The 22257-nt window shown below is 40.1% G+C and carries 18 protein-coding genes; 2 read left to right on the top strand and 16 right to left on the bottom strand.

What is annotated here, in order from left to right; genetic code table 11:
* Positions 1 to 10: 10 nt before the first annotated feature.
* The 8 genes from QMG93_RS29545 to QMG93_RS29510 all read right to left on the bottom strand — a co-directional run bounded on the left by QMG93_RS29545 (position 11) and on the right by QMG93_RS29510 (position 11374).
* On the bottom strand, positions 11 to 361 hold the full coding sequence (locus QMG93_RS29545; protein ID WP_281942932.1) for a hypothetical protein: 351 nt from the start codon (positions 359 to 361) through the stop codon (positions 11 to 13).
* A 431-nt stretch (positions 362 to 792) separates the two neighbouring features.
* On the bottom strand, positions 793 to 2817 hold the full coding sequence (locus tag QMG93_RS29540; RefSeq protein WP_281942930.1) for a hypothetical protein: 2025 nt from the start codon (positions 2815 to 2817) through the stop codon (positions 793 to 795).
* Between the two features lie 28 nt (positions 2818 to 2845).
* On the bottom strand, positions 2846 to 3733 hold the full coding sequence (galU, locus tag QMG93_RS29535; RefSeq protein ID WP_281942928.1) for a UTP--glucose-1-phosphate uridylyltransferase GalU: 888 nt from the start codon (positions 3731 to 3733) through the stop codon (positions 2846 to 2848).
* 88 nt (positions 3734 to 3821) lie between these two features.
* Positions 3822 to 5081: a hypothetical protein gene (locus QMG93_RS29530; protein ID WP_281942926.1), complete on the bottom strand. Its 1260-nt coding sequence runs from the start codon at positions 5079 to 5081 to the stop codon at positions 3822 to 3824.
* Positions 5082 to 5095: 14 nt separating this feature from the next.
* On the bottom strand, positions 5096 to 8203 hold the full coding sequence (locus QMG93_RS29525; RefSeq protein WP_281942924.1) for a glycosyltransferase: 3108 nt from the start codon (positions 8201 to 8203) through the stop codon (positions 5096 to 5098).
* Entirely contained in the window at positions 8200 to 9423 is a 1224-nt protein-coding gene (locus QMG93_RS29520) for an ABC transporter ATP-binding protein (RefSeq protein ID WP_281942922.1), read from the bottom strand. The genes QMG93_RS29525 and QMG93_RS29520 overlap by 4 nt, the downstream gene beginning before the upstream one ends.
* Positions 9424 to 9434: 11 nt before the next feature.
* The gene (locus QMG93_RS29515; protein WP_281942919.1) at positions 9435 to 10217 is read right to left on the bottom strand and encodes an ABC transporter permease; all 783 of its coding nucleotides are present in this window, start codon (positions 10215 to 10217) and stop codon (positions 9435 to 9437) included.
* 173 nt (positions 10218 to 10390) lie between these two features.
* Positions 10391 to 11374 carry an acyltransferase family protein gene (locus QMG93_RS29510; protein ID WP_281942917.1) on the bottom strand — a complete coding sequence of 328 codons (984 nt, stop codon included), beginning with the start codon at positions 11372 to 11374 and terminating at the stop codon, positions 10391 to 10393.
* Positions 11375 to 11531: 157 nt separating this feature from the next.
* Between QMG93_RS29510 and QMG93_RS29505 the strand changes: the two genes are divergently transcribed.
* Together QMG93_RS29505 and QMG93_RS29500 are read left to right on the top strand one after the other, a co-directional pair.
* Positions 11532 to 14015 (top strand): O-antigen ligase family protein, encoded by a 2484-nt coding sequence (locus QMG93_RS29505; RefSeq protein ID WP_281942915.1) that lies wholly within the window; start codon positions 11532 to 11534, stop codon positions 14013 to 14015.
* 157 nt (positions 14016 to 14172) lie between these two features.
* The gene (locus tag QMG93_RS29500) at positions 14173 to 15831 is read left to right on the top strand and encodes an S-layer homology domain-containing protein (RefSeq protein ID WP_281942913.1); all 1659 of its coding nucleotides are present in this window, start codon (positions 14173 to 14175) and stop codon (positions 15829 to 15831) included.
* A gap of 309 nt (positions 15832 to 16140) precedes the next feature.
* Here the strand turns inward: QMG93_RS29500 and groL are convergent, their stop codons facing one another.
* The 8 genes from groL to QMG93_RS29460 all read right to left on the bottom strand — a co-directional run bounded on the left by groL (position 16141) and on the right by QMG93_RS29460 (position 22126).
* Positions 16141 to 17775, bottom strand: a complete 1635-nt coding sequence (groL, locus tag QMG93_RS29495) for a chaperonin GroEL (RefSeq protein WP_054974092.1) — start codon at positions 17773 to 17775, stop codon at positions 16141 to 16143.
* Between the two features lie 99 nt (positions 17776 to 17874).
* The gene (gene groES / locus QMG93_RS29490) at positions 17875 to 18156 is read right to left on the bottom strand and encodes a co-chaperone GroES (protein WP_010494510.1); all 282 of its coding nucleotides are present in this window, start codon (positions 18154 to 18156) and stop codon (positions 17875 to 17877) included.
* A gap of 198 nt (positions 18157 to 18354) precedes the next feature.
* On the bottom strand, positions 18355 to 19122 hold the full coding sequence (gene tatC / locus QMG93_RS29485) for a twin-arginine translocase subunit TatC (RefSeq protein WP_281942909.1): 768 nt from the start codon (positions 19120 to 19122) through the stop codon (positions 18355 to 18357).
* Between the two features lie 47 nt (positions 19123 to 19169).
* Positions 19170 to 19433 carry a twin-arginine translocase TatA/TatE family subunit gene (locus QMG93_RS29480; protein ID WP_010494507.1) on the bottom strand — a complete coding sequence of 88 codons (264 nt, stop codon included), beginning with the start codon at positions 19431 to 19433 and terminating at the stop codon, positions 19170 to 19172.
* Positions 19434 to 19475: 42 nt separating this feature from the next.
* Complete coding sequence (locus tag QMG93_RS29475; protein ID WP_281942906.1) at positions 19476 to 20480, bottom strand: molybdopterin-binding protein; 1005 nt, start codon at positions 20478 to 20480, stop codon at positions 19476 to 19478.
* Complete coding sequence (mog, locus tag QMG93_RS29470) at positions 20470 to 20970, bottom strand: molybdopterin adenylyltransferase (protein WP_088834226.1); 501 nt, start codon at positions 20968 to 20970, stop codon at positions 20470 to 20472. The genes QMG93_RS29475 and mog overlap by 11 nt, the downstream gene beginning before the upstream one ends.
* Positions 20971 to 21003: 33 nt before the next feature.
* Positions 21004 to 21498 carry a cyclic pyranopterin monophosphate synthase MoaC gene (gene moaC, locus QMG93_RS29465; protein ID WP_281942901.1) on the bottom strand — a complete coding sequence of 165 codons (495 nt, stop codon included), beginning with the start codon at positions 21496 to 21498 and terminating at the stop codon, positions 21004 to 21006.
* On the bottom strand, positions 21491 to 22126 hold the full coding sequence (locus QMG93_RS29460; RefSeq protein ID WP_281942899.1) for a 5-formyltetrahydrofolate cyclo-ligase: 636 nt from the start codon (positions 22124 to 22126) through the stop codon (positions 21491 to 21493). The genes moaC and QMG93_RS29460 overlap by 8 nt, the downstream gene beginning before the upstream one ends.
* Positions 22127 to 22257 lie beyond the last annotated feature (131 nt).

Raw genomic sequence — 22257 nt, 5'->3', positions numbered from 1 at the left:
TCTCCTCATTCTAAAGGAACAAGATAATAGTCCCAGCTATTAAAAGTAAAATGCCGAGGATTTTAAAAATGGTTAGTGGTTCATTAAATAAGATAACAGAAATCAATACCACGCCTAAAGTAGTAAGAGCTTGGGAAACAGGTGAAATTCTACTAAGCTCTCCACGTGACAAAGCCATAACATAGAACAGAAAGCTAAAACCATAAAAAAAAGCTCCACCCCAAATCATTGGGTTACTTGCTATTTTAAAAATGAACGAAAAATTAAAATGTTCAAATCTGATTCCCATAACCGACTGCTTTAGCATGTATTGAGCAAATAAGTTAAAAATCAATGCCAGAAAGAGTAGGAAGAAAGTCATGTTCTACCTCTTATTTTAATTATTTTAATCAGACATTTTTAATAAATCAGAACTAAGTATTTTTTTAACTGTTAAAATTATATGGACATCCCCCATCTTTCTAGAAGCAGTTTGTTTAGAAGAAGCAGACGGACGAGAGCCACACCAGCGATTTGCACTAAATGATGTAAGAAAAGCCAGTGAGATAGCAAACCACCTTTCCCTTAGATGAAAAATGAAATACTGATACTTCTCCCCATCAAATGGCATCAATCTTCCCAAACACTCAATTTTATTAATAGCTCTTTCTTCGAGCCTCTTCTTGTTATTGAGCCTAAAAAAACTCTTCAAAATTTGGTTTTTTTTCAGATTACATCCAATCATTCGTTAAAAGTAAGAAAATATATATTTCCTACCTGTCTACTCTTTAGTTTAATCAAATTAACTCTAACCTATTGCTCTAATCTACTAATTTTTAACGAATCCACCGTGAAGCCTTCATCTTCATTAAGGTTATCGAAATCTAAGCGAAGATTCAATAATTCACTACCATCCTTCCAGTCTTTATGATAACCTATGGGCACAATAACTTTTCCATTTTTCATTATAAATCGATATGATTTAGCTTCATCGAAAGGATTGTTATTAGATTCCCAAAAGACTTGCCCCTCCACTACATGGTTATTATCCGAGTGCTTGTCAAGTTGAACATTAATAATCAATAAGTCCCCTGTTTTCATGTTAGTTCCGATTGTTTTCCAAACCAAAAAGGGATCTTTACCGTTGATATAATACTTATTACTTCTAATTATAAGATCATGAGATACTGGTAGACTATTAATTGAAACATACGAGACTTTATCTTTATACAATGAGTTTCCCCATTGCTCTGCCAATTTTTTAGGAATTAATCCTAAATTTTTTTCAAACAGGCCTTCCTGAGCAGATCTGGACAAATTATCCAAATTCACGTCGCCATTTATAATTTTGTCTAAAAAATTCTTGCCTTGCGAGAAATAAACCATACCTGAATAGGTAAAATAAGAAGATATAACAACTATTGAAATAATATAAAAAGAAACTTTCTTTAGAGGTATTTCAATTAATTGCATATATATAAATAAAGATATTGGAACAATTGTAATATATAAGTACCTTCCCAGTAATATATCAACATCTTGAGAAAGTGTTCCATAAATCAGCATGATTAAAGAAAGAAAAACAAAAATAATTAAAACAGAATTAAGTTTTGCATTTAAATTCAATTGCTTTTCTCTTTGCAATTTACATATTGTGCTGATAGTTGATGCTATACATAAAATCAAACCAAGACTCAAACCATAGGTTATAAGATTTGCAAGTTCGTAAATTCCCGACCATCTTATTTCCTGGGGAACCCAAAAGCTATACAAAATATAAGTAAATTTTTGAACTACATATTCAAAACCTAAATTTACATTATGGGGATTTACTATTTTTTTCACAAATTCAACGTGCTCTTCAGTTCCTGTGAAAGAATGGTAATGATATAAATTAAATATGATCCAAGGAAGGACTATAATTCCTATAATTAAGGAAAATTCGAATATATACCTCCAACTTTTAATAAAAAGAAAGATCAATAATAATGGAACAATTATTACGACTGAGGTAATTTTAGTAAGTACTAAACAACCTGTTATTATAGAGATCACTCTCAATTTTTTAACTGAATGAGAGGTTATAACAAATTCAACCATCAAATAAATTAACAAACTAAACAAACAAACAGTTAGTGATTCATTACTAACTGTAACCATTCTTGTAACAATCCCAGGATTGGTATATAATAGAAGTAATATACTTGTAAATAAAACTTCATTTACATACCATTTAAAATATTTTGACAATATTGAAAAAGTTTTAATTGTAAAATAAAGTGATGTAAGAAGTAACAATAAACCTACCAATCTAAGAATAATCAAGCTTAGAGATGGGTAATCTTGAAATGGATAAACTATTAAACTACCTAAAAAATAATATATGGGTGGGTGAACCGCTTCATACTGCAATGATACAGGAACTGCATAGCTTGAAACCTCAGAAAGTCGGCTGACGTCGATTAAATCTGAAATCAAAGGCAACTTATGTTCGAACATGATTTTGTTAATATAGTCAAAATGAGCAGCTTCATCTATTGGCGAAAACACAGGAACTAAAAGTATGTATATAAGCCCATAGAGAAATACAATAAAATAAAGAGAAATTAATTTATACTTTGCTATTAACCACCATACAACGCAAGATAATAACAGTGAAGTAATTATTATGAGAATTGAACTTGGATTTAAAGTCTTTTTGGAAAACAAATATAAAGTTTGTATTGTATAAAATATAATAAAAATGATACTTATGCTGTAAATCAATAACTTGAGTTTTTTTGTAAGTCCCATTTTTTCCCCAAAATAGTTTTTGAATAGGAAATTCATTTTTTCCACATCACTTTATCAGAAAGATGATTTAAATTTAATTACCGGAAACTTGTCTATTCTTTTCTAAAACTTCAGAAAGGTAATTTATTAATTCTATTTTCAAGTCGTCTCTATCGAGTGCAAGATCAATGGTAGTTTTAATAAATCCCAATTTTTCTCCAACATCATACCTTGTTCCAGAAAAATGGTATGCATACATTAGTTCTTCCTGTGCAAGTTGAGATATAGCATCTGTTAATTGAATTTCTCCACCTGTCCCCACCTCTTGTTTTTCAAGATATTTAAATATACATGGAGTTAAAATGTATCTTCCCATAACGGCCAAATTCGATGGAGATTCTTCTTTTTGGGGTTTTTCCACCAAAGATTTGATCTTATATAAATGCTCCTCTTCTAATATTACGTCCGTAATCCCATACCTTGATACATCATCTTCACTTACAGGTTTCACTCCTATAATAGATGCTTGCTTTTGATCGTATAGATCAATCATCTGTTTGAGACATGGAATATCAGACTGAACTATGTCATCCCCTAATAAAATTGCAAAGGGTTCATCGCCTATAAATTTGCGAGCACACCAAACAGCATGCCCTAAACCTCTTGGTTCTTTTTGTCGAATGTAATGTATATCTGCCATCTGGGAAGCTTTTTGTACCTCATTTAAAAGATCTAATTTCCCTTTTGAAAGTAAGTTTTGTTCAAGTTCAAAGTAATTGTCGAAATGATCTTCAATTGCTCGTTTCCCTTTCCCTGTTACTATAATAATATCTTCAATTCCAGATGCAACTGCTTCTTCTACAATATATTGAATAGTTGGCTTATCAACAATAGGCAGCATCTCTTTCGGCATTGCCTTTGTAGCAGGCAAAAAACGTGTCCCCAAACCAGCTGCAGGTATAACAGCTTTTCTCACCTTCATAAGTTACATCCCCCATTATATGTACAGCATCAAATTCAACTCTCATACTTAGCTGTGCACATTTAAATTCAAGCTACTATTTAATAATTCAAAATAATCCTCTAATTAGTTGATCTTTAAATGGAAACTGTTCTTCCTCACTTACATAGGATTCCGAAAGATCTTTATTCAGTCCTAATGTTGGATTTAAAGAAAACTCAACACATTTATTACATAATTCTGCCGCCAAAGCATCCGGGGTTATATTCCTTAAAGATGTAATATTATCGTGCCAACTCGTTAAATCTTTATTTGCATAATGATTCGTTATAACAGAAAGGCCGAAATGAGCCATTTCAAGCGGTGGATAACTTGGGTGAGGAGATACCATCAGCGAAACACCAATTGACGATTCCAACAGAGTATTGGCATAGTCCTCTAACGACATTTTCCCCTTGGACTTTACAACGATGCCATTACCAACATCTATATCCGAATGGCTTTCTCCAGCAGAAATTACAGACCACTCATGAATGTCCGGTTGTTTCCAGACCCATACTCTTAGTGCTTCTATAATTAAATTAAAAGCATTTCTAGCAACCGAAGGACGACCATAGATCAATATTTGTTTTTTCTTAGCAATATCCCCAACCTGTTTTAGGAAAGGTTTTAAAGAATGATTTATTTTAGGCTCAAAAGAATATTGCTCAGTAAATGTATACCCATTTAAATGAAAAAAATCTTGAAGTAAAGCAGTGTTAAACACAGCTATCTGTGGACCATTATATTTATACGTACTATCGGCCAGAACATACTGACTTGACCACTGATAAAAACCAGGTTCATAATCTTGTATGAAATAGACCATTTTGTTGGGTTCCACACTATAAGTATCAGTTTGCCAACTTATTAGCTTCTGAGCAATATAAGCTGTCCACCAAGAAGTTGCAATAAATAAATCATCTTTGCCAATAGGTACTGTCTTATTATAGCGATCATTGAAAGCCACAATTTGTTTCGTACTTAATGAATCAACCTCTGGCAAGACAAATTCGTACTCCGAATATCTTGCAATATCTTCCGGGCCCGGACTTGAATCTGTTAATATAATACGTTGATTCTTAAAATGGCCGCTCAGTAGGTTAAAAAAATGAATTGCAGTGGAAATTCCACCAAAAACGTGTTCTTGATTTATGGATGGCACTATTAAATTAATTCTTTTTTCTTTTAAATCAACAGTCCGGGCGTTAAAAGGTGTAATTTCACCAATATGCGTATTAAGGTAAGAAGTGACGGTAGTTTTATATAACTTCTTAATGAACCTGCTTTTTTTTGCGTATCTGATAAGTTTTTCTACCATGTCACTCATAGATATACATCTCCTTACTTCACAGTCGGTTGCGGGAATTGTAACGAAAGATTGGGATTATAGTACGGATCACCATTTTCACGATATGGGCTATAGTGAATAGCTGATTGTTCAAAATCACACTCAGGTACAAACGATGTTCTTGTTTTTGATTCCAAATGATAAAGTCGGACATTAGGATCGTAAATATTAAACAACCCTCTTTTCATAGCTCTTAGAGAAATCTCTACATCGCTACCACAGATAATGAAATTTTCATCAAACAAACCTATCTTTTCGATAGTTTTCCTAGAAATAGCCAGACAAGCTCCTGTACTAGCAGCAACGTTTCTAGTCAGTACCGGGGAAACAAAAGGTGAGCCGAAATGTACTGGTTTCATCCCTTTAAATACATGATCAGCCCAGCCCCCCATCCCAATAACTACACCAGCGTGTTGAATAGTGTCATCTTCGTAGAGCAGTAGAGCTCCTACAGTTCCTACATCTCCTCTCACAGCTTTCTCTGATAATCGTTCCAGCCAATCAGGCGTAATAATAATCGTATCGTTATTTAAAAATATAAAGACGTCACCAGTCGCTTCGTTAATTCCGTGATTGTTTAATTTTGACCAATTGAATTCGTAAGAGGCTTCAACAACCTTTATAAACTGATGCTGTGTAGTTATTTCTTCAAACCATGAATAAGTTTCATCTAATTCTGAATTATTGTTCAGTATAATAATCTCGTATTGCTCATAAGTTGTTTTTTCAATAATACTATTAATACAAGGAATAAGTAGTTCGACCTTATCTTTAGTTGGGATAATAATACTTGCTTTGGGTTTTTCATTTAATAAATTATATCTTGCATCATAAACAAAAAAATGCTCTGTTTCATTAACCCAAGCCTTCCCCTTACCATACACCCTTTCCAAATGTTCGTTTAAAGCTCTTAATCCTGTTTCATGAGCATATGGTTTTGAATGAGGATTAAGCGCAGTCGAAGTTTCAAGTTCTCTCCAAGAATAAAGAACTTTAGGTATATGGTGAATATTGGACGTTCTCTCTGTCATTCTTAGTGCCAGGTCATAATCTTGGCTTCCTTCCAACCCTTTTCTAAAACCTCCAACTTCATTGAACAATGACTTTTTAAAACAAAAAATATGTCCAATATACATTTGTGTTCTAAACAAGTCGGGTGACCAATCTGGTTTAAAAAATGGAAATCTTCTATTTCCACTCATATCAATTTTATCTTCATCGGAATAAATTATATCAGGATCATAATGATTAATAGCCTTTACAATTTCAAATAAAGTATCGGGCATAAATTCATCATCATTATCAAGCAGAACAATATACTGGCCATCTGTAAGTTTAACTGCTTCATTAGAAGCTCCGGAAATCCCTTGATTTTCATTCAAAAATTTTATCTTAATATTTGTATTATTTAAATTAGTTAGATATTCTTTAGTTAAAGGATTTGTTGAACAATCATCGACTATACACAGTTCCCACTTTTCGTATATTTGTCTTTGCACGGAATCAATCGCTAGTTTCAACCATCGTGGATCAACATTAAATACTGGCATGACAATTGAAATTAATGGTTGCAAGTTAAACTTTGAAATCTCCTGCTTGATAAGTTGTTCGTCAAGATGAGATAAGTAATCTGATGATTGAATTTCACTTGCAGAAAGTTTGGCTTTAACTTTTTCTAAAGAGCCGCCAACCCCTTGTTTGCTTATTTCTGACAATCCCCGCTTTATGTACGCGGGATTTTCTCTAATAAGTTTTATTGATCGATAACCAAACTTTAATTTTTTCCACATAAAAGAGGGCATTATTTTTTTTATTACTTTCTTGATTCTTCCTTTAATTCTTAGCTCTTGTGCCATGAGTTCTAACTTGGAAATATATTCATCTTTACTCAAAATAACTTGATTCTTATTATCCAGCTCATTTTGTAATAACTGATATTCTTGCTCTTTAATAGTCATTACTTTGATTTTTTCCTCTAATAATTTTTGACCCTCATCCTTAATATGGAGGTCAATTAACAGGTGATTGATTTTATTTTGACTATCTTTAAGATCACTAGTTGTTTTTTGATGATCTCTCTCAAGTAATTTATACGATTCAATAACAGCACTTTGTTCATTAATTTGGTTTTTCAAATTATTAATACTGTTATTAAGTTCTGCTATCTGTTCTAATTTCGTTTGAAGAATCCCACTGATTTTTTGAACGTGTTCAAAGTTACTTAATAATTGACTATCTTTTATTCTAATTTGCTCGTACAATGTACTTACTTCACTCCTTAATTCTGCGGAAGCCAACCTATAAAAACTTTCTTCTAGTTGATCAAATAACATCAAATCCTTCTCATCAAATGGATTAGAATTAGGATAATTATATTTAATAAGACCAACAGCTTCAGATTCCCTTAAACTAACGATAAACTGTCTATAACACAGCTCACCATAATCGCATTGGAACAATTTATCATTATAAAAATCGTCAAGCATAAATCGATAATCATAAAGTACATTTTTCCCTGCAGCAAAAAAATGCACCTTTGTCATTCTCTCCCAAATCGCAAGGGATCCGTGCGAAAAATGATAAATAGTATTTTCTTTTAGTCGCAGATATTTTAAAGTGTTTTCCAGTTGGGGTAATGTGTTGTTAATGTGTTCTTCAAGCCACTCATAATTCATTCCATAAATGGTTTTGAAAAATGAGTTGGCCCTTAATTCAGCATCACGAACCCCCTGTGTATCGAAAGGTGCCGCCAAAACAAAACCGTATTTCCCAACCCGGTGCAATTCATCCAAAAATTTTTGTCTTAGCTGAACAGGAATATGCTCAAATACATCTAGGGCGACAACAAAATCATATGCCCCATCTGAGAAAGGCATCTCCGTTGCGTCACCCTGGATATATGATTTGTCTTCCTTCAAATGATCGGGTACGTTAATATCTAGATACGTAATTTTATCATCAGTTAGGAAAAACTCTAAGTTCTTATGTTCATTTGCCCCAACTTCCAAGATTGTTAACCTCTGATCCTTACCTCTTACTTTATTTATAATGTCACTTGTTAACCTATATCTTTGATATTGATCAAAAGGAATTTTTTTCATTTGATAACTCTCCATTCGTGTTCCAAATAAACCAAACCCTCGGTAAAATATTCGTTTTTTAACGTAATCGTTTGCGAATTAGTTTGATAATCAATACAAATTAATCCTTCATCACTAAAAATACCTACATCGATAAAATAAGTACCCGATAGCAAAGGAAGTTTAGGTATAATATACTGAATTGAATGCGCACCGTAAGTATTTGGTACACCCTCTATCTTATCAAGATAAGTGTTGGGGCCAAAAATATACTTTCTGTCTCGATCATATATCGCAACACCCAGCAAAAAATTAGGTATGACCTTTTGAAGAATTGTATATTTCACCTGCACAATTAATGATTCAAAAGTACTTAACTCATTTTCCACACAAACGACAGAATTAATTATGCCTACCTTGGAACTATCCGTTGACGGCTTTTCCGATAAGTTTTCTTCTTCTTGCAGCATTTGCTCTTGTTGTTTGTGTAATGTTTGATTTAAAATCTCTAAGTGCATAGAATCCTCGTATAAATTAACAATCTCATTCGCATCTCCAATTGCCTTAATATGACCTTTTTCTATCCATATGGCTTTTGTACAAAATCTTTTAATTTGTTCTGTAGCGTGGGAAACAAATAATATAGTTGTTCCGCTTTCTTTAATTTGTTTCATTTTTTCAATGCACTTCATTTGAAATCTTGTATCACCAACACTAAGAGCCTCATCGACGATTAAAACATCTGGCTCGACATTTATAGCAACCGCAAAAGCCAATCTTGCAAACATTCCACTTGAATAAGTTTTTACAGGCTGGTTTATAAATTCACCTATTTCCGCAAAGGAAATAATAGAATCAAGTTTATCCTCAATTTCTTTTTTGGAATAACCCATTATGGTTCCATTAAGATAAATGTTTTCGATACCGGTAAATTCCGGGTTAAATCCGGCACCAAGTTCTAGTATAGCCGCTACCTTTCCATATACACTAACTTCCCCTGCCGTTGGATGTAAAACTCCAGTAATCAATTTCAACAAGGTGGATTTTCCTGATCCATTTGTTCCTACAACGCCAACTGTTTCGCCTTTTACAAGCTCGAATGAAATATTTTTTAGAGCGTGAAATTCTTTATGAAATTTTTTAGAAAGAGGATGAACGGACTCTTTTAGTCTGTCGATAGGTTTCGAATAAATTTTATATGATTTTGATAAATCCTTTATTTGAATTACTAAATCACTCATATTTTTTCTCCTTAGAGCACATCTGAAAAATGAGGTTTTAATTTTTTAAAAATAAGTCTCCCCAAGAAAAGGAACAATAGCGCACCAGTCCAAAAATATAGGGTTTGCCATGGATGTTCCCAAAACCATGTATGGTAAATGAAAGACTCCCTATATCCATTAACAATGTAAAATAAAGGATTCAATTTGAAAATAAAAACAAAATTGTCAGGAACCGTTTTTAAGGACCAGAAAATTGGTGTTATCCAAAATCCAAATTGCATCATCATTGCAACAATCTGTGACGTATCTTTTAAGAACACCAAAAGTGCTGAAGTAAGATAAGATAAACCTACCGTTAAAATAATCATGGCAAGCAAATAATAAATAATTTGAAAATTATAAATCGATAGTCCGTACCCGTATATTTGAAACATCAAAAAAGTAACAAAAATAAAAAACAAATGAATTTTTAAAGAAGTTGTTAATTTGACAAGTGGCAATAATTCTATTTTAAATACAACTTTTTTAACAAGGTAACTACTTTCAACCACACTATTTGTCGCATTTGGAAAAGCGTCCGAAAAGAAGAACCACGGAATTATACCTGCGATCAGCCAAAGAACAAATGGGAAATTATCTACAGGCATTGATTTGAAACCCACTTGAAATACAAACCAAAATATTAGAATTAGTATAGAAGGGTGTACAAAAGCCCAGATAACTCCTAAGTAAGATCCTAAATATTTGTTTTGAAAGTCTTTTTTCGAAAGATCATAAATTAAACTAAGATGACTCTTAAAATTTTTAGACATATAAAATCTCCCAAATTTTATTAAATCTCAACATCATTCTACCAAAATACAATTTTATATACCATAGTAACATACTTCCTTATAAAGTCTACACAACTTAAATTTTAAATTAAATTCAAAGTAAATCTGATTCAAGAAAAAATCATTGATAGCCCCCTAATCGCGGCAAGGAATTAATATCCAAACAAAAAACGACTATGTTTTTTTAGTAATTTCTTTGAGAACACCAAAAAAAGATAGCTAAGTGTTAAAATAACTATGGTGACTATAAAATACAAAATCAATGCAACAATATTATTATGGCTATAATCAAGAATATGCGATTCATTAAGAAGTAGCAAAAAAAAGAAATGAACAAAAAATATACCGAAACTTGTGTCCGCAATCTTTGAGAAAACCGTTCCTAACTTACTATCTTTCTCACGTAAGAACCACACTAATATAATACATAGTACAATTTTTCCTATGGCACGCAGAAAACCATTGCCTTTTAAAGGTGAATAATATTCATCAGTAAAAAGGTTTACATAGTCTAATATAAATACTCCAAAAAGTAGAATGAACAAGTGTATAAGATACTTACTTGTAAAACGATGCAATTCATCTTTAAAGCGACTAGAAAACATACCTAGAACATATATAAATAGAAAATGAAGGGCATTTTCAACAGGATTAGCCCCTCGTGGAATAAATATGGTGACAACAAAAAAAACAGGTAAAAAATAATAAAAATATTTCCAACCATCCATTTTATAAAGTAAATTGGCAAGTATATAAATAATAAGAATCATTGGTATAAACCATAGATGTCCTGAAGTAGGATAACCTAATAATATCGCTTTTGGAACGTCACTTATTTCCATAGTTTTGGCAATAAAGCAATTATAATATAAGTATAACGCTGAACAAAACAAATAAGGAATCACTACATAGAAAATTTTCTTTAGAATATACTTTTTAAAATTAAACTTACCTGATAAATGTTGAAAGAGATACCCCGCGACAAATACAAATATTACAGTACTATCTTGGAATAGAACAAAAAAAAAGTCATAAATACTTTTGTCAAGATGTTGCTGGAAAGGTAATAAGCAGTGAATAGCTACAACCATTATCATGGCTATTCCCCTGAAATTATTAATGTAATTTAAGTACATTTTTAAATATCTCCTAGTCTTCTCTATGCTGTGGTGTAATTTTAACTCAAACACTTTTTCAATTCAAATATGAGCAATTCAATAAATTTGTCGGATCCCCCAAACTATGATAAGATTTTGTCGTAATTCCAAGAAATCAAAAGGAGAAATCCCAATCATGAGTGCTAATAAAAGCCAGCATGTGTATGCTGCTCACCTAAAAAAGTCGTCCGAATCTAGCGACAAAAGTTCGATTCTATTCTGGATACTAGCAGGAATCTTCGTAATATTCCTACTCTGGGCTCCGTTCCAACGCGGATTGTTCAACGGAAACAACTTCGACTTTGAAAGACCGATCTATTCCTCCTTTGTTTGGGCCTCGGTCATTTTGATCCTGCTTTCCATTTATTTGTACTTCCACTGGGGACTAAAAGAAAAGTCGGATCTTGCAATAATTATGGCTTGGCTGCTGCCAATTACGTATTTCATTTCGACATTCACAGCGGCCTCAACTAATTATGCTGCAAACTCGGTCTATATTCAAATTATTTATATCGTTTTTTTTTCATTAGCCTACTATCTTTCAAAGCAAAATCTCGGCCTATCGATACTCAAATACGGTTTTGTCATCACTTCATATTTTATCGTAATTTTCGGGATCATGAACTGGTTTGGCAATAAAGAAGCTGCTTTTGCGCTGGTAAAGTGGTTCGCTGCCAATATGGAGCCTAATAACTCTTACCTTCACGCGGTGATGTCGGATTCCAACGGTCCTCGTTTGACATCGGTTTTCCAGTATGCCAACTCTTACGCGGCTTTTCTTATTGCCGTCTTGCTAGTCGCCATATTCTTAGTTATCACCTCTTCAAAATGGTATTCGATAGGTATCCATGCTTTTATGGTCGTTCCTATTATCATTTCTTTTTTCGTTACATTGTCGCGCGGCGCTTTGGTCATTTTGCCAATTGTTTTGTTATTGGTCCTGCCGTTTCTTAAACCGCGCAAGCAGGTTACCTACCTAATTCATTTTGTATTATCTTTTGGATTATCAGTTATCATTCTAAATAAAGTAACGACAATCGGCGTTACTTTGTTTCAAGGCTATAAATCTGACTTATCTATTTCGGGTTGGACTAACCTATTGGTGATTTCTCTAATTTATGCGGTATTAGCAGTGCTTATCCAAAAGTTTGCTTCTCCATGGATCGAAAAGTTAACAAATCGTTTCGAAGAAAAACGTTTTGCTTTTCTGGCTATTCCCGTTGTTACCGTCATCGTTGGTGGAATAGGGGCCGTATTGTTATTTACTGATACCGGAGTAACAAAGTTGCTTCCGGAAAATATCCGTACCCGTATTGAAAACATCAACTTTCAACAGCACAGTGTGTTAGAGCGCGGTACGTTCTACAAAGATGCTATGAAATTATTCAACGACTACCCCGTTTTTGGCGCCGGTGGGGGAGCTTGGCCAGCACTATACGAAAAGTACCAGAATAACCCTTATATCAGCCGACAAGCTCACAACTTCTTTCTTCAATATCTAACGGATGTAGGTATCATTGGATTTGCTGTATTCTTAGTTTTTCTTATTTTTATTTACTATATTTACATCCGCAATTTCATCTATCAGGATGAGCAAACGCGAAACAAACGCTTTATTTTCTATATTGTATCGATCTCTCTGCTTGTTCACAGCAGTCTGGACTTTGACATGAGTTTTGTTTATCTGGGAATGCTTTTGTTCTTAAGCTTAGGAATCATGATCTCAAACGATACAATGGAGCTAGGCGGCCGGTGGAAAGAAGTATTGAATTCAAAAAAATGGGCTTATCCATCAGTAATACTACTGGTTTCTATGCTGCTTTTCTTCATTTCCGTTAAGATGCTGAGCGCAGACAGCCAATTCAATCAGTCTAGAGCTATAGCAGCTAGCGGAAATAACAACCTGAACGACATTTTAACACCGTTGGATAATGCCTTATCGCAGCATCCGAATCATCCTGATTATGTATACCAAAAAGTCTCTATACTTTTTCAAGTTTATAACCAGACCAAGGATGATAAATACTTTACGGAAGCTACAGCTTTGCTGGATCAAGCATTGCAAAAAGAACCCTTTAACTTTCAACTGGTAGATAGAAAGATTTACAGTCTGATTCTAAAAGATAAAGTAGAAGAAGCACTGCAGTTTACAAAAGATAAGCTCAATAGCTTCCCTTGGAAAGTTTATCTTTATGAAGTTGCCATTTCCCTAAGCACGGATCTGGGCCATAAAGCTCGCGAAGCAAATAATATAGCACAGCAAGATCAATATTGGAATCAAGCTTCCGAACTCTACAACCAATTTGAAACTCGCAAAAAAGCTCTTGCCTTACTGCCAAAAGAACAAGGTCAAGGTCAAGAATTCTCGGAAACCGGAAAAATGGGACTGGCTTTAGGTCAGATTCAGTTCGTTCGAGGTAAATACGATGCTGCAGAAGCAATGTTCCGTTTCGGAATCGGGGGTTCGCTAGATGATCCAGCAACAAGACAAAACATCCGTTGGTACCTGGCCTCTCTGCAAAAACAAGGCAAAACAGATCAAGCCCTTTTCGATAAGCTAGTAACAAAAGATCCGAATGAACGTCAAGAAATCCAAACCCTTGTAAACGCTAAGTTTTAAAAAAATCTTTATAAAAAATGGTAGCTAAATTTACACTACAATTTGCTACCATTTTTTTGTCTATGATGCTAAAATAGATTCTAGGCCTTAAAGACGATTTCTAATCGAAAAAGGTATTGTTTAGTGATTCTACTCAGGGAGGGAGGTGAAATGCGAAATGAGTCAAATAGAGAAAAAAAATGTTTACAATTCTGAAAGGAGCAAGACCCAAGTGAAATCGACTGTATTGAAAAAAACATCCCAAGCATTGGCCGGAATCATGATCGCTTCGACGCTAGTGCCTGTGCTTGCATTTGCTGGTATTGATTTTGGTAGTTTGAAGTATGATAAGTACACCAAAACTGTTTCTGGTTCCGTATATACCAATACCTATGACAAAGAAAAAAGCGTATCTTTAAGTGTATATTCGGATGCTTACCACAAAGATCTGCTTATCACGACTTCTAACGTAACCTACAGAACGGTTGATAAGGTTACATACTTCGACTTTGACTTTAGCTGGACAAATCCTACCGTTCCGGACAGCGTCTATATGGTAACCTACTACGGTAACGACCGCAATCAAACTTACGCACTGAACAGCGGTCAAGCTCCGACTACCTCCACCGGTTCTAGCGGTTGGGGCGGCGGCGGTGGTTGGATTTCTTCCAACAACGGCGTTATCGAAGTATCCGGTGATTCTATTGACGCCTACACCTTACAAAGAGCTTTTGAAAACTCCAAAGAAGTTAAAATCAAAATCAAAGGCGAAAAACTTGCCATCCCGGCTGATGTATTGGCAGAAGCGCTGAAAAAAGGTGCTATTTCTGTAACAATCATCAACGACAACGGCACTTATACTCTTCCGCTGGCTGCTATGAAATTCGAAGCACTCGCGAAAGAATTGGGCGCTGAACTGAAAGAAACGAAAATCAATGTAACGATTGCAAAAGTAACGGGTACTGCAGCTGAAGATGTAACAAAAGCAGTATATGCTGCTGGCGGCAACCCGATTGCCACATCTGTTGACTTCAACGTAACAGCTTCCGGCAACAGCAAGTCTGTTAATGTTGATTTCGGCAGCACTTATGTTTCCCGTACGTTGAACGTTAACAAAAACCTGGATGCTAAAAAAGCAACCGGCGCTCTTTACAACGAAACAACGAAGAAGCTGAGCTTTGTGCCTTCTACGTTCGAATCGAAAGACGGTCAAACCGTTGCAACGTTGAAACGTAACGGCAACAGCATCTACACGGTAATCGAAGCAAGCAAATCGTTTGAAGATCTCGCTTCCCACTGGTCCAAAGCAGACGTTGAGCTGCTTGCTAACAAATTGGTGGTTGAAGGCGCAGCCGACAAACAATTCCAACCGGACCGCAACATTACTCGCGCAGAATTTGCAGCACTGGTTGTTCGTTCCTTGGGTCTGAACTCCGTAACGGCTAATACGTATTTCACTGACATTAATGCTTCCGCTTGGTACGCTGGCGTAGTAGCAGCGGCTTCCAAGGCAGGCATCATCAATGGCTATGAAGACAACACGTTCCGTCCGGATGCACAAATCACTCGTGAAGAACTGGCTGCTATGATCATCCGTTCCCTGTCTTATGCAGGCGTAGCTTCCGATGTTTCCGAGTCGAACCAAGCTCAACTGCTTGCAAAATTCAAAGACTCTTCCAAAATCGTTTGGGCTAAGAAAGAAATTGCTGCTGCCGTAAATGCTGGCATCATCAATGGTCTGACTGACGACACCATCGGTTCTGCTGAGAAAGCAACTCGTTCGCAAGCAGCTACGATGCTGAAACGTTACCTCAAACTGGCTGACTTCATTAATTAATCTTTAATGCTTTAGGAGACCTGGTACCTTTGGTGCCGGGTCTTTTATTTTTTTAACCTTAAAAAGTGTGATGCTTTACCGATCATATTAAAGACAAGCGATTAAGGTATACCCTGAGACACGAGTACCGCCCTATTAAGACCGTAAAATGCTTAATTAATCCCCCAGAGCCTATTTTATGAGCAGGCCTTTAAAACAGCATTTCGCAAACCTCAGAGATTCTCTCCTTTATAGTATCGACACACCCAACCATAACAAAAACGGCAGCCATCCCGAAGGATGCTGCCGTTTTTGCGGGCTAAGGTCGGATTAGAATCCGCCCATGCCGCCCATTCCACCCATGCCGCCCATGTCAGGCATAGCAGGTTTGTCTTTTTCCGGTTTGTCTGCGATAACGGCTTCGGTTGTCAGGAACATAGCTGCAACGGAAGCTGCGTTTTGCAGGGCGGAGCGAGTTACTTTCGCCGGGTCAACGATACCCGCTTCGATCATGTTCACCCATTCGCTGGTAGCGGCGTTGTAGCCGATGCCAACGGATTCTTTTTTCAGGCGCTCAACGATAACGGAGCCTTCTTGACCTGCGTTTGCTGCGATCGTGCGAACAGGCTCTTCCAGAGCGCGCAGAATGATGTTTACGCCTGTTTTCTCGTCGCCTTCAGCTTGCACAGCTTCTACAGCTGCGTAGACGTTCACGAGGGCCGTACCGCCGCCTGCAACGATACCTTCTTCTACTGCTGCACGCGTAGCGTTCAGAGCGTCTTCGATGCGCAGTTTGCGCTCTTTCAGCTCGGTTTCGGTAGCAGCGCCGACTTTTACGACAGCTACGCCGCCAGCCAATTTTGCAAGGCGCTCTTGCAGTTTTTCTTTATCGAAATCGGAAGTGGTTTCTTCCAGTTGAGCACGGATTTGCGATACGCGCGTACCGATGTCTTTTTTGTCGCCTGCGCCGTCAACGATGATCGTGTTTTCTTTCGTAACACGGATTTGACGAGCGGAACCGAGTTGGTCCGGAGTCGTGGATTTCAACTCAAGACCGAGCTCTTCGGTGATCACTTGGCCGCCAGTCAAGGCAGCGATGTCGCCGAGCATAGCTTTGCGGCGGTCGCCGAAGCCAGGAGCTTTAACCGCTACGCAAGTGAACGTACCACGCAGTCTGTTCACGACGAGAGTCGCCAGAGCTTCGCCTTCTACGTCTTCTGCGATGATCAGAAGCTGCTTGCCGGATTGAACGACTTTCTCCAAGACAGGCAGGATTTCTTGAATGTTGGTGATCTTTTTGTCCGTGATCAGGATGTACGGGTTATCCAGAACGGCTTCCATTTTGTCCGTGTCCGTGATCATGTACGGGGAGATGTAACCGCGGTCGAACTGCATGCCTTCAACCACTTCCAGCTCCGTTGCGAAGCCTTTGGACTCTTCTACGGTGATTACGCCGTCTTTGCCCACTTTTTCCATCGCTTCTGCGATCAGTTGGCCTACTTCGTCGTCAGCAGCGGAGATTGCCGCTACTTGAGCGATGGATTGTTTGCCTTCGATCGTTTTGGAGATTTTCGCGAGCTCTTCTACCGCTGCACGAACGGCTTTGTCAATGCCTTTGCGGATAACCATCGGGTTAGCGCCAGCCGTTACGTTTTTCAGACCTTCGCGAATGATCGCTTGAGCCAGAACCGTAGCCGTCGTCGTACCGTCGCCGGCAACGTCGTTTGTTTTGGTCGCTACTTCTTTTACAAGTTGAGCGCCCATGTTCTCGAAAGCATCTTCGAGTTCGATTTCTTTCGCGATCGTCACACCGTCATTGGTGATGAGCGGGCTGCCGAATTTTTTCTCCAGCACGACGTTACGGCCTTTCGGTCCCAAGGTAACTTTTACGGCATTCGCAAGCGCGTCAACCCCGCGAAGCATCGCGCGGCGAGCGTCTTCACTGAACTTAATTTCTTTTGCCATGAATGAACCCTCCCGAGAATTAATCGTATATTTTTAACGGTTCGAATATTTTCGTAAGTAAATTACTAGAACTTAAGTATCGAATCGAGGCGTTGGTTCTTAAGCCAGAACGGCCAGAACGTCGCTCTCACGCATAATCAGCAGCTCGCGGCCTTCGAATTTTACTTCAGTACCGGCGTACTTGGAGAAAATCACGCGGTCGCCTTCTTTCAGCTCAAGCGCAACGCGCTCGCCGTCTTTGAGTGTACCGCTGCCTACAGCTACGACTTTGCCTTCTTGCGGCTTCTCTTTCGCCGTGTCAGGCAGTACGATACCGCTTGCGGTCGTTTCCTCCTTAGCGATGGCTTCAATGACTACGCGATCACCCAACGGTTTGATCATGAGAAAATAGCCTCCTTTTGATATTAGGGTAACGATGGTTTATCTTATTAGCACTCAAACGTCTTTAGTGCTAACAACAATTCTTATGATAACTATTTCCCATCAATTTTGCAAGTGGTTTTACAACATTTTCACACCTCAATCATTGTATCCAGCCCTTTCCAAAATATACGACAAGCCGACAAACAAAAAAGCCTGTCATTCGACAGACTTTGCGGAGCTTTCCGCCTCCCAGGCTTGATCCTGCAGCAACTGCTTCCGGTAGACAAGCGCCGACAGGTAGACGCTGAACTCGTATAAAATAATCATCGGCACAGCGACGATAATGGCGGACACGGCATCCGGCGGTGTAATCATCGTGGCGATTATGACGAGCGCCAAATACGCGTAACGGCGCAGTTTGCGGAGAAGCAGCGGATTGAGCAGGCGGATTTTGGTCAAAAACATCACAACAATCGGCAGCTCGAAAACGAGTGCGATCGGAATCAATATATTGAACATGAACGTAAAATATTGCGCGATGCCGAAGTTTTCGTTCAGCTCCAAGCTTTGACTAATCGCCGTCGTAAACAAGAATGCCATTTTAAAAACGATAAAGTAACCAAACGCCAAACCAAGCAAAAACATAAGGAACGCAAAAGGGATGAAGATTAATGAGGCTTTTTGTTCTACTTCACGAAGCCCTGGCTTCAGGAAAGCCCAGATCTGGTATAAAGCAAACGGAAGCGTGACCAGAAGGCCGGTAACCAGAGAAAAGCTCATATACATCTTAATCGGGTCCCACGGGGAAAACACATACCAGTTCATGTTAGCGATCGGAGAAACGCTTTTCAAATAATTAATTAACGGCTTGGCCACGAGCAGCCCGACCACCATGCCGACGATCAGGACAAGCAGCACCCAAATAATTCGTTTGCGCAGCTCCGCCAGATGCTCCACCAGCGTCATGCCTTCATCATGTTCCATAACGGTTCACCTTCCACACGGTCTAAATCGGGAGTACAAGAGCCTCCCTAATCCGGCAAACGACGCGAGTCTTGTCTCGCTTCTGGCTGTACAGCATGCGGCTGTGGCTGCTGAGCAGGCGCCGGCGGCGTAACGTCTTGACGCGGCGGCTGAGGTGCATCCGTATTCATCAGATCGCGGGCGCCCTGCTTGAACTCGCGCAGCGTCTTGCCTAGTGCCCGGCCAAGCTCCGGCAGCTTGTTCGGGCCGAACAATAGTAGAGCAATGAGGCCGATGAGCAAAATTTCGCTAAATCCTATATTTCCGAGCATATCGAGTATCCTCCTTCAGTGGAGATGTTACCTGTTCATCAACTAGCAGCCGTAAAGCCCGCCGTAGCCGAGCTCGGTAATATCCGCCCGGGTAATCGTTTCTCCCGCACAAATGCGCGGCAGCAGAACGTCAAACGACGTGTACGGGTCGTGCATGACGCAGCCGGGCAGCCCCATAATCGGAACGCCGTCCAGATAGCCCATCAAAAGCATAGAACCGGGAAGCATCGGGGTGCCGTAGCTGACAACGGACGCTCCGGCACGTTTGATGGCGCCGGGCGTCCGGTCGTCCGGGTCTACGGACATGCCGCCGGTAACGAGAATAAGATCCGCGCGGTCTTCCTCCAGGAAGCGGCGGATTTCCTGTACGATCGTTTCGCTGTCGTCCGGCGCAAACCGCTGCTCGATCACTTCCGAGCCGAGCGCCGCAAGCTTGCTGCGTACGACGGGACCGAACTTATCCTCAATCCGGCCCTTGAACACCTCGCTGCCTGTTGTGATCAGTCCTGCCCGCAGCGGACGGAACGGCTTGACCTCCACCATGGGCTGTCCCATGGAAGCGGCGATGCGCTCAACAACTTCAATGCGGTCTTCTTCTATAACAAGCGGAATGACGCGGGTCCCCATCAAGGAACGGCCGGGTTCCGCCACCGTATTCGTTTTCACGGTCGACATGATGACTTGATCCAGCGAATTGACTTGGTCGATCCGGTCTTTGTCGATCTTGACCAGACCATGGATCGCAGACTTCAGCGTGACTTTGCCTTCGTGCGGCTCAGTCAACGTGACGCCGGCTCCCTGCGCGGCCTTCGCCATCCGCAGAGCCGCTTCGTCTTCGTGCAGATAACCTTGCTGCAGACGAAGCGTGTAAATATGCTCCTTGCCGATGCTGAGCAGCGCCGGGATATCCTCCTCGCGGATCACGTGTCCTTTTTTAAACAGGCGGCCCTTGAACTTGCCGGGAATAATCTGGGTCAAATCATGTGCAAGTACCATGCCGACGGCTTGTTCCACAGGAACCTCTTCGAGCATCGAATCATGCTTCATCGCCATGGTCTCCCTCGCGTCCGGTCAGAATGGCAAGCGCGTGAGGCAGTTGGTCGATGACGGCGGATAAATTTTCCGAAACCCCCTTGGGGCTGCCGGGCAAGTTCAGGATCAGCGTCTTGCCGCGAATCCCGGACACGGCCCGGGAGAGCATCGCGCGCGGCGTCTTTTGCAGCGAATACATGCGCATCGCTTCGGCAAAGCCCGGAGCGTGACGATCGATGACGCTCAAAGTCGCTTCCGGCGTGACATCCCGCACCGCGAGACCCGTGCCTCCGGTTGTCAAAATGAGATCGGCCCGGAAATAATCCGTCATTTCGATCAACGCCGCCATAATTTCGTCTTTCTCGTCAGGCACGACACGGTATTCGATAATTTCGCCGTTCATTTCTTCTTCAATCAATTCCCGAATGACCTGTGCACTCGTGTCTTCCCGCTCTCCGCGCGAACCACGGTCGCTTGCGGTCAAGATAGCCACTTTCCAGCGCATACATCTGCTCCTCTCCCGGATCTCATTAAGTCTCTATGGGACTGCGTGAAAATCCCCGCTCTTGCCGCCGGTCTTGCTCAGCAGCAGTGTCGGTCCGATCTGCATCGTTTTCTCCGCAGCCTTGCACATATCGTAGACCGTCAGCGCCGCGGCGGATACGGCCGTGAGCGCCTCCATCTCCACACCGGTCTGTCCCTTCGTGCGGACGGTCGCTTCGATGTATAATTGCCCTTCTCCGTTATCGCTAAACCGGACATCGACGCCGGTCAACGCAATCGGATGGCACATCGGAATCCAATCCGACGTTTTTTTGGCAGCCATGACCGCGGCAACCTGCGCGACCGCCAGTACATCCCCTTTGGCGATGCCTCCCCGCCGGATCAACTCCAGCGTAGACGGAAGCATCGTAACGGTCGTACGGGCCGTCGCCGTACGGACGGTTTCCTGCTTGTCCGAAATGTCCACCATGCGCGCGCGGCCTTGTTCGTTCAGATGGGTAAGCGGAGACGGCTGCCGTTCCTCAGTCATGAACATCCACTCCCTTCTCCGTCACAATGCGGGTTTCCGTCACCAGCTCGTCGATCCGGAAATCGAACAGTCCCATCGGGACTTCCGGGATCAACTGCTCCTCGTAAGCCGCCGCCAAAATATAAGGCTTCGGCAGGCCGGTACGGACATATTGCTGCATAAAACGATCGTAGAAGCCGCCGCCGTAGCCAAGCCGGCCCATATGGGCATCGAACGCCAGTCCCGGAACCAGCGCGACATCCACCTGCCGGATATCGAATAGCTGCTGCGCTTTGGCTATCGGCTCGCGGATTCCCCACGTTCCGCGCTCCAAGTCGGCGTATGAACGCACCTCGAACAGCTTCATCTGTTTATAGGCGGGCACGACCTTCGGGACGACGACGCGCCAAGGACGGTCCCAGCAGGCTTCCATGACTGGGGTCACGTCCACTTCAGTTTTCACCGGCATATAGGTAAGCAGCGTCGGACGTCTTCTCATCGACGGCTCGGGACGAAGCAGCGCTTCCAACCGTTCGATCAGCTTGCCGCTGATGATCTCAGACTTGCGCTTCCGCTCGTCCTCTGGGATGGCTGAACGAACCGCTTCGGCCTGGCGGCGAAGTTCGATTTTTTTCTCTTTAATATTCATGAAACGGCCTCATTTCATCGGGTCGATTCTGGGTTAACAACATTCTAATGGGTACCGTGCTCGATGGCAAATCCCTTTTAGGGCATTTTCTCCTAGTTTAACATAAATCGAAGCAAAATAACGAATTTCTA

Origin of the sequence: Paenibacillus tyrphae, assembly GCF_027925525.1 — a bacterium.
Taxonomy (GTDB): domain Bacteria; phylum Bacillota; class Bacilli; order Paenibacillales; family NBRC-103111; genus Paenibacillus_G; species Paenibacillus_G tyrfis_B.
The sequence above is the reverse complement of the archived record's forward strand: the minus strand, read 5'-3'. Positions and strand labels throughout refer to the sequence as shown.

Excerpts from the sequence above, each read along its gene's own strand:
- QMG93_RS29545 (WP_281942932.1), bottom strand. The coding sequence starts at position 361 with ATGACTTTCTTCCTACTCTTTCTGGCATTGATTTTTAACTTATTTGCT.
- galU (WP_281942928.1), bottom strand. The coding sequence starts at position 3,733 with ATGAAGGTGAGAAAAGCTGTTATACCTGCAGCTGGTTTGGGGACACGT.
- QMG93_RS29530 (WP_281942926.1), bottom strand. The coding sequence starts at position 5,081 with ATGAGTGACATGGTAGAAAAACTTATCAGATACGCAAAAAAAAGCAGG.
- QMG93_RS29525 (WP_281942924.1), bottom strand. The coding sequence starts at position 8,203 with ATGAAAAAAATTCCTTTTGATCAATATCAAAGATATAGGTTAACAAGT.
- QMG93_RS29520 (WP_281942922.1), bottom strand. The coding sequence starts at position 9,423 with ATGAGTGATTTAGTAATTCAAATAAAGGATTTATCAAAATCATATAAA.
- QMG93_RS29515 (WP_281942919.1), bottom strand. The coding sequence starts at position 10,217 with ATGTCTAAAAATTTTAAGAGTCATCTTAGTTTAATTTATGATCTTTCG.
- QMG93_RS29510 (WP_281942917.1), bottom strand. The coding sequence starts at position 11,374 with ATGTACTTAAATTACATTAATAATTTCAGGGGAATAGCCATGATAATG.
- QMG93_RS29505 (WP_281942915.1), top strand. The coding sequence starts at position 11,532 with ATGAGTGCTAATAAAAGCCAGCATGTGTATGCTGCTCACCTAAAAAAG.
- QMG93_RS29500 (WP_281942913.1), top strand. The coding sequence starts at position 14,173 with ATGAGTCAAATAGAGAAAAAAAATGTTTACAATTCTGAAAGGAGCAAG.
- groL (WP_054974092.1), bottom strand. The coding sequence starts at position 17,775 with ATGGCAAAAGAAATTAAGTTCAGTGAAGACGCTCGCCGCGCGATGCTT.
- groES (WP_010494510.1), bottom strand. The coding sequence starts at position 18,156 with ATGATCAAACCGTTGGGTGATCGCGTAGTCATTGAAGCCATCGCTAAG.
- tatC (WP_281942909.1), bottom strand. The coding sequence starts at position 19,122 with ATGGAACATGATGAAGGCATGACGCTGGTGGAGCATCTGGCGGAGCTG.
- QMG93_RS29480 (WP_010494507.1), bottom strand. The coding sequence starts at position 19,433 with ATGCTCGGAAATATAGGATTTAGCGAAATTTTGCTCATCGGCCTCATT.
- QMG93_RS29475 (WP_281942906.1), bottom strand. The coding sequence starts at position 20,480 with ATGAAGCATGATTCGATGCTCGAAGAGGTTCCTGTGGAACAAGCCGTC.
- mog (WP_088834226.1), bottom strand. The coding sequence starts at position 20,970 with ATGCGCTGGAAAGTGGCTATCTTGACCGCAAGCGACCGTGGTTCGCGC.
- moaC (WP_281942901.1), bottom strand. The coding sequence starts at position 21,498 with ATGACTGAGGAACGGCAGCCGTCTCCGCTTACCCATCTGAACGAACAA.
- QMG93_RS29460 (WP_281942899.1), bottom strand. The coding sequence starts at position 22,126 with ATGAATATTAAAGAGAAAAAAATCGAACTTCGCCGCCAGGCCGAAGCG.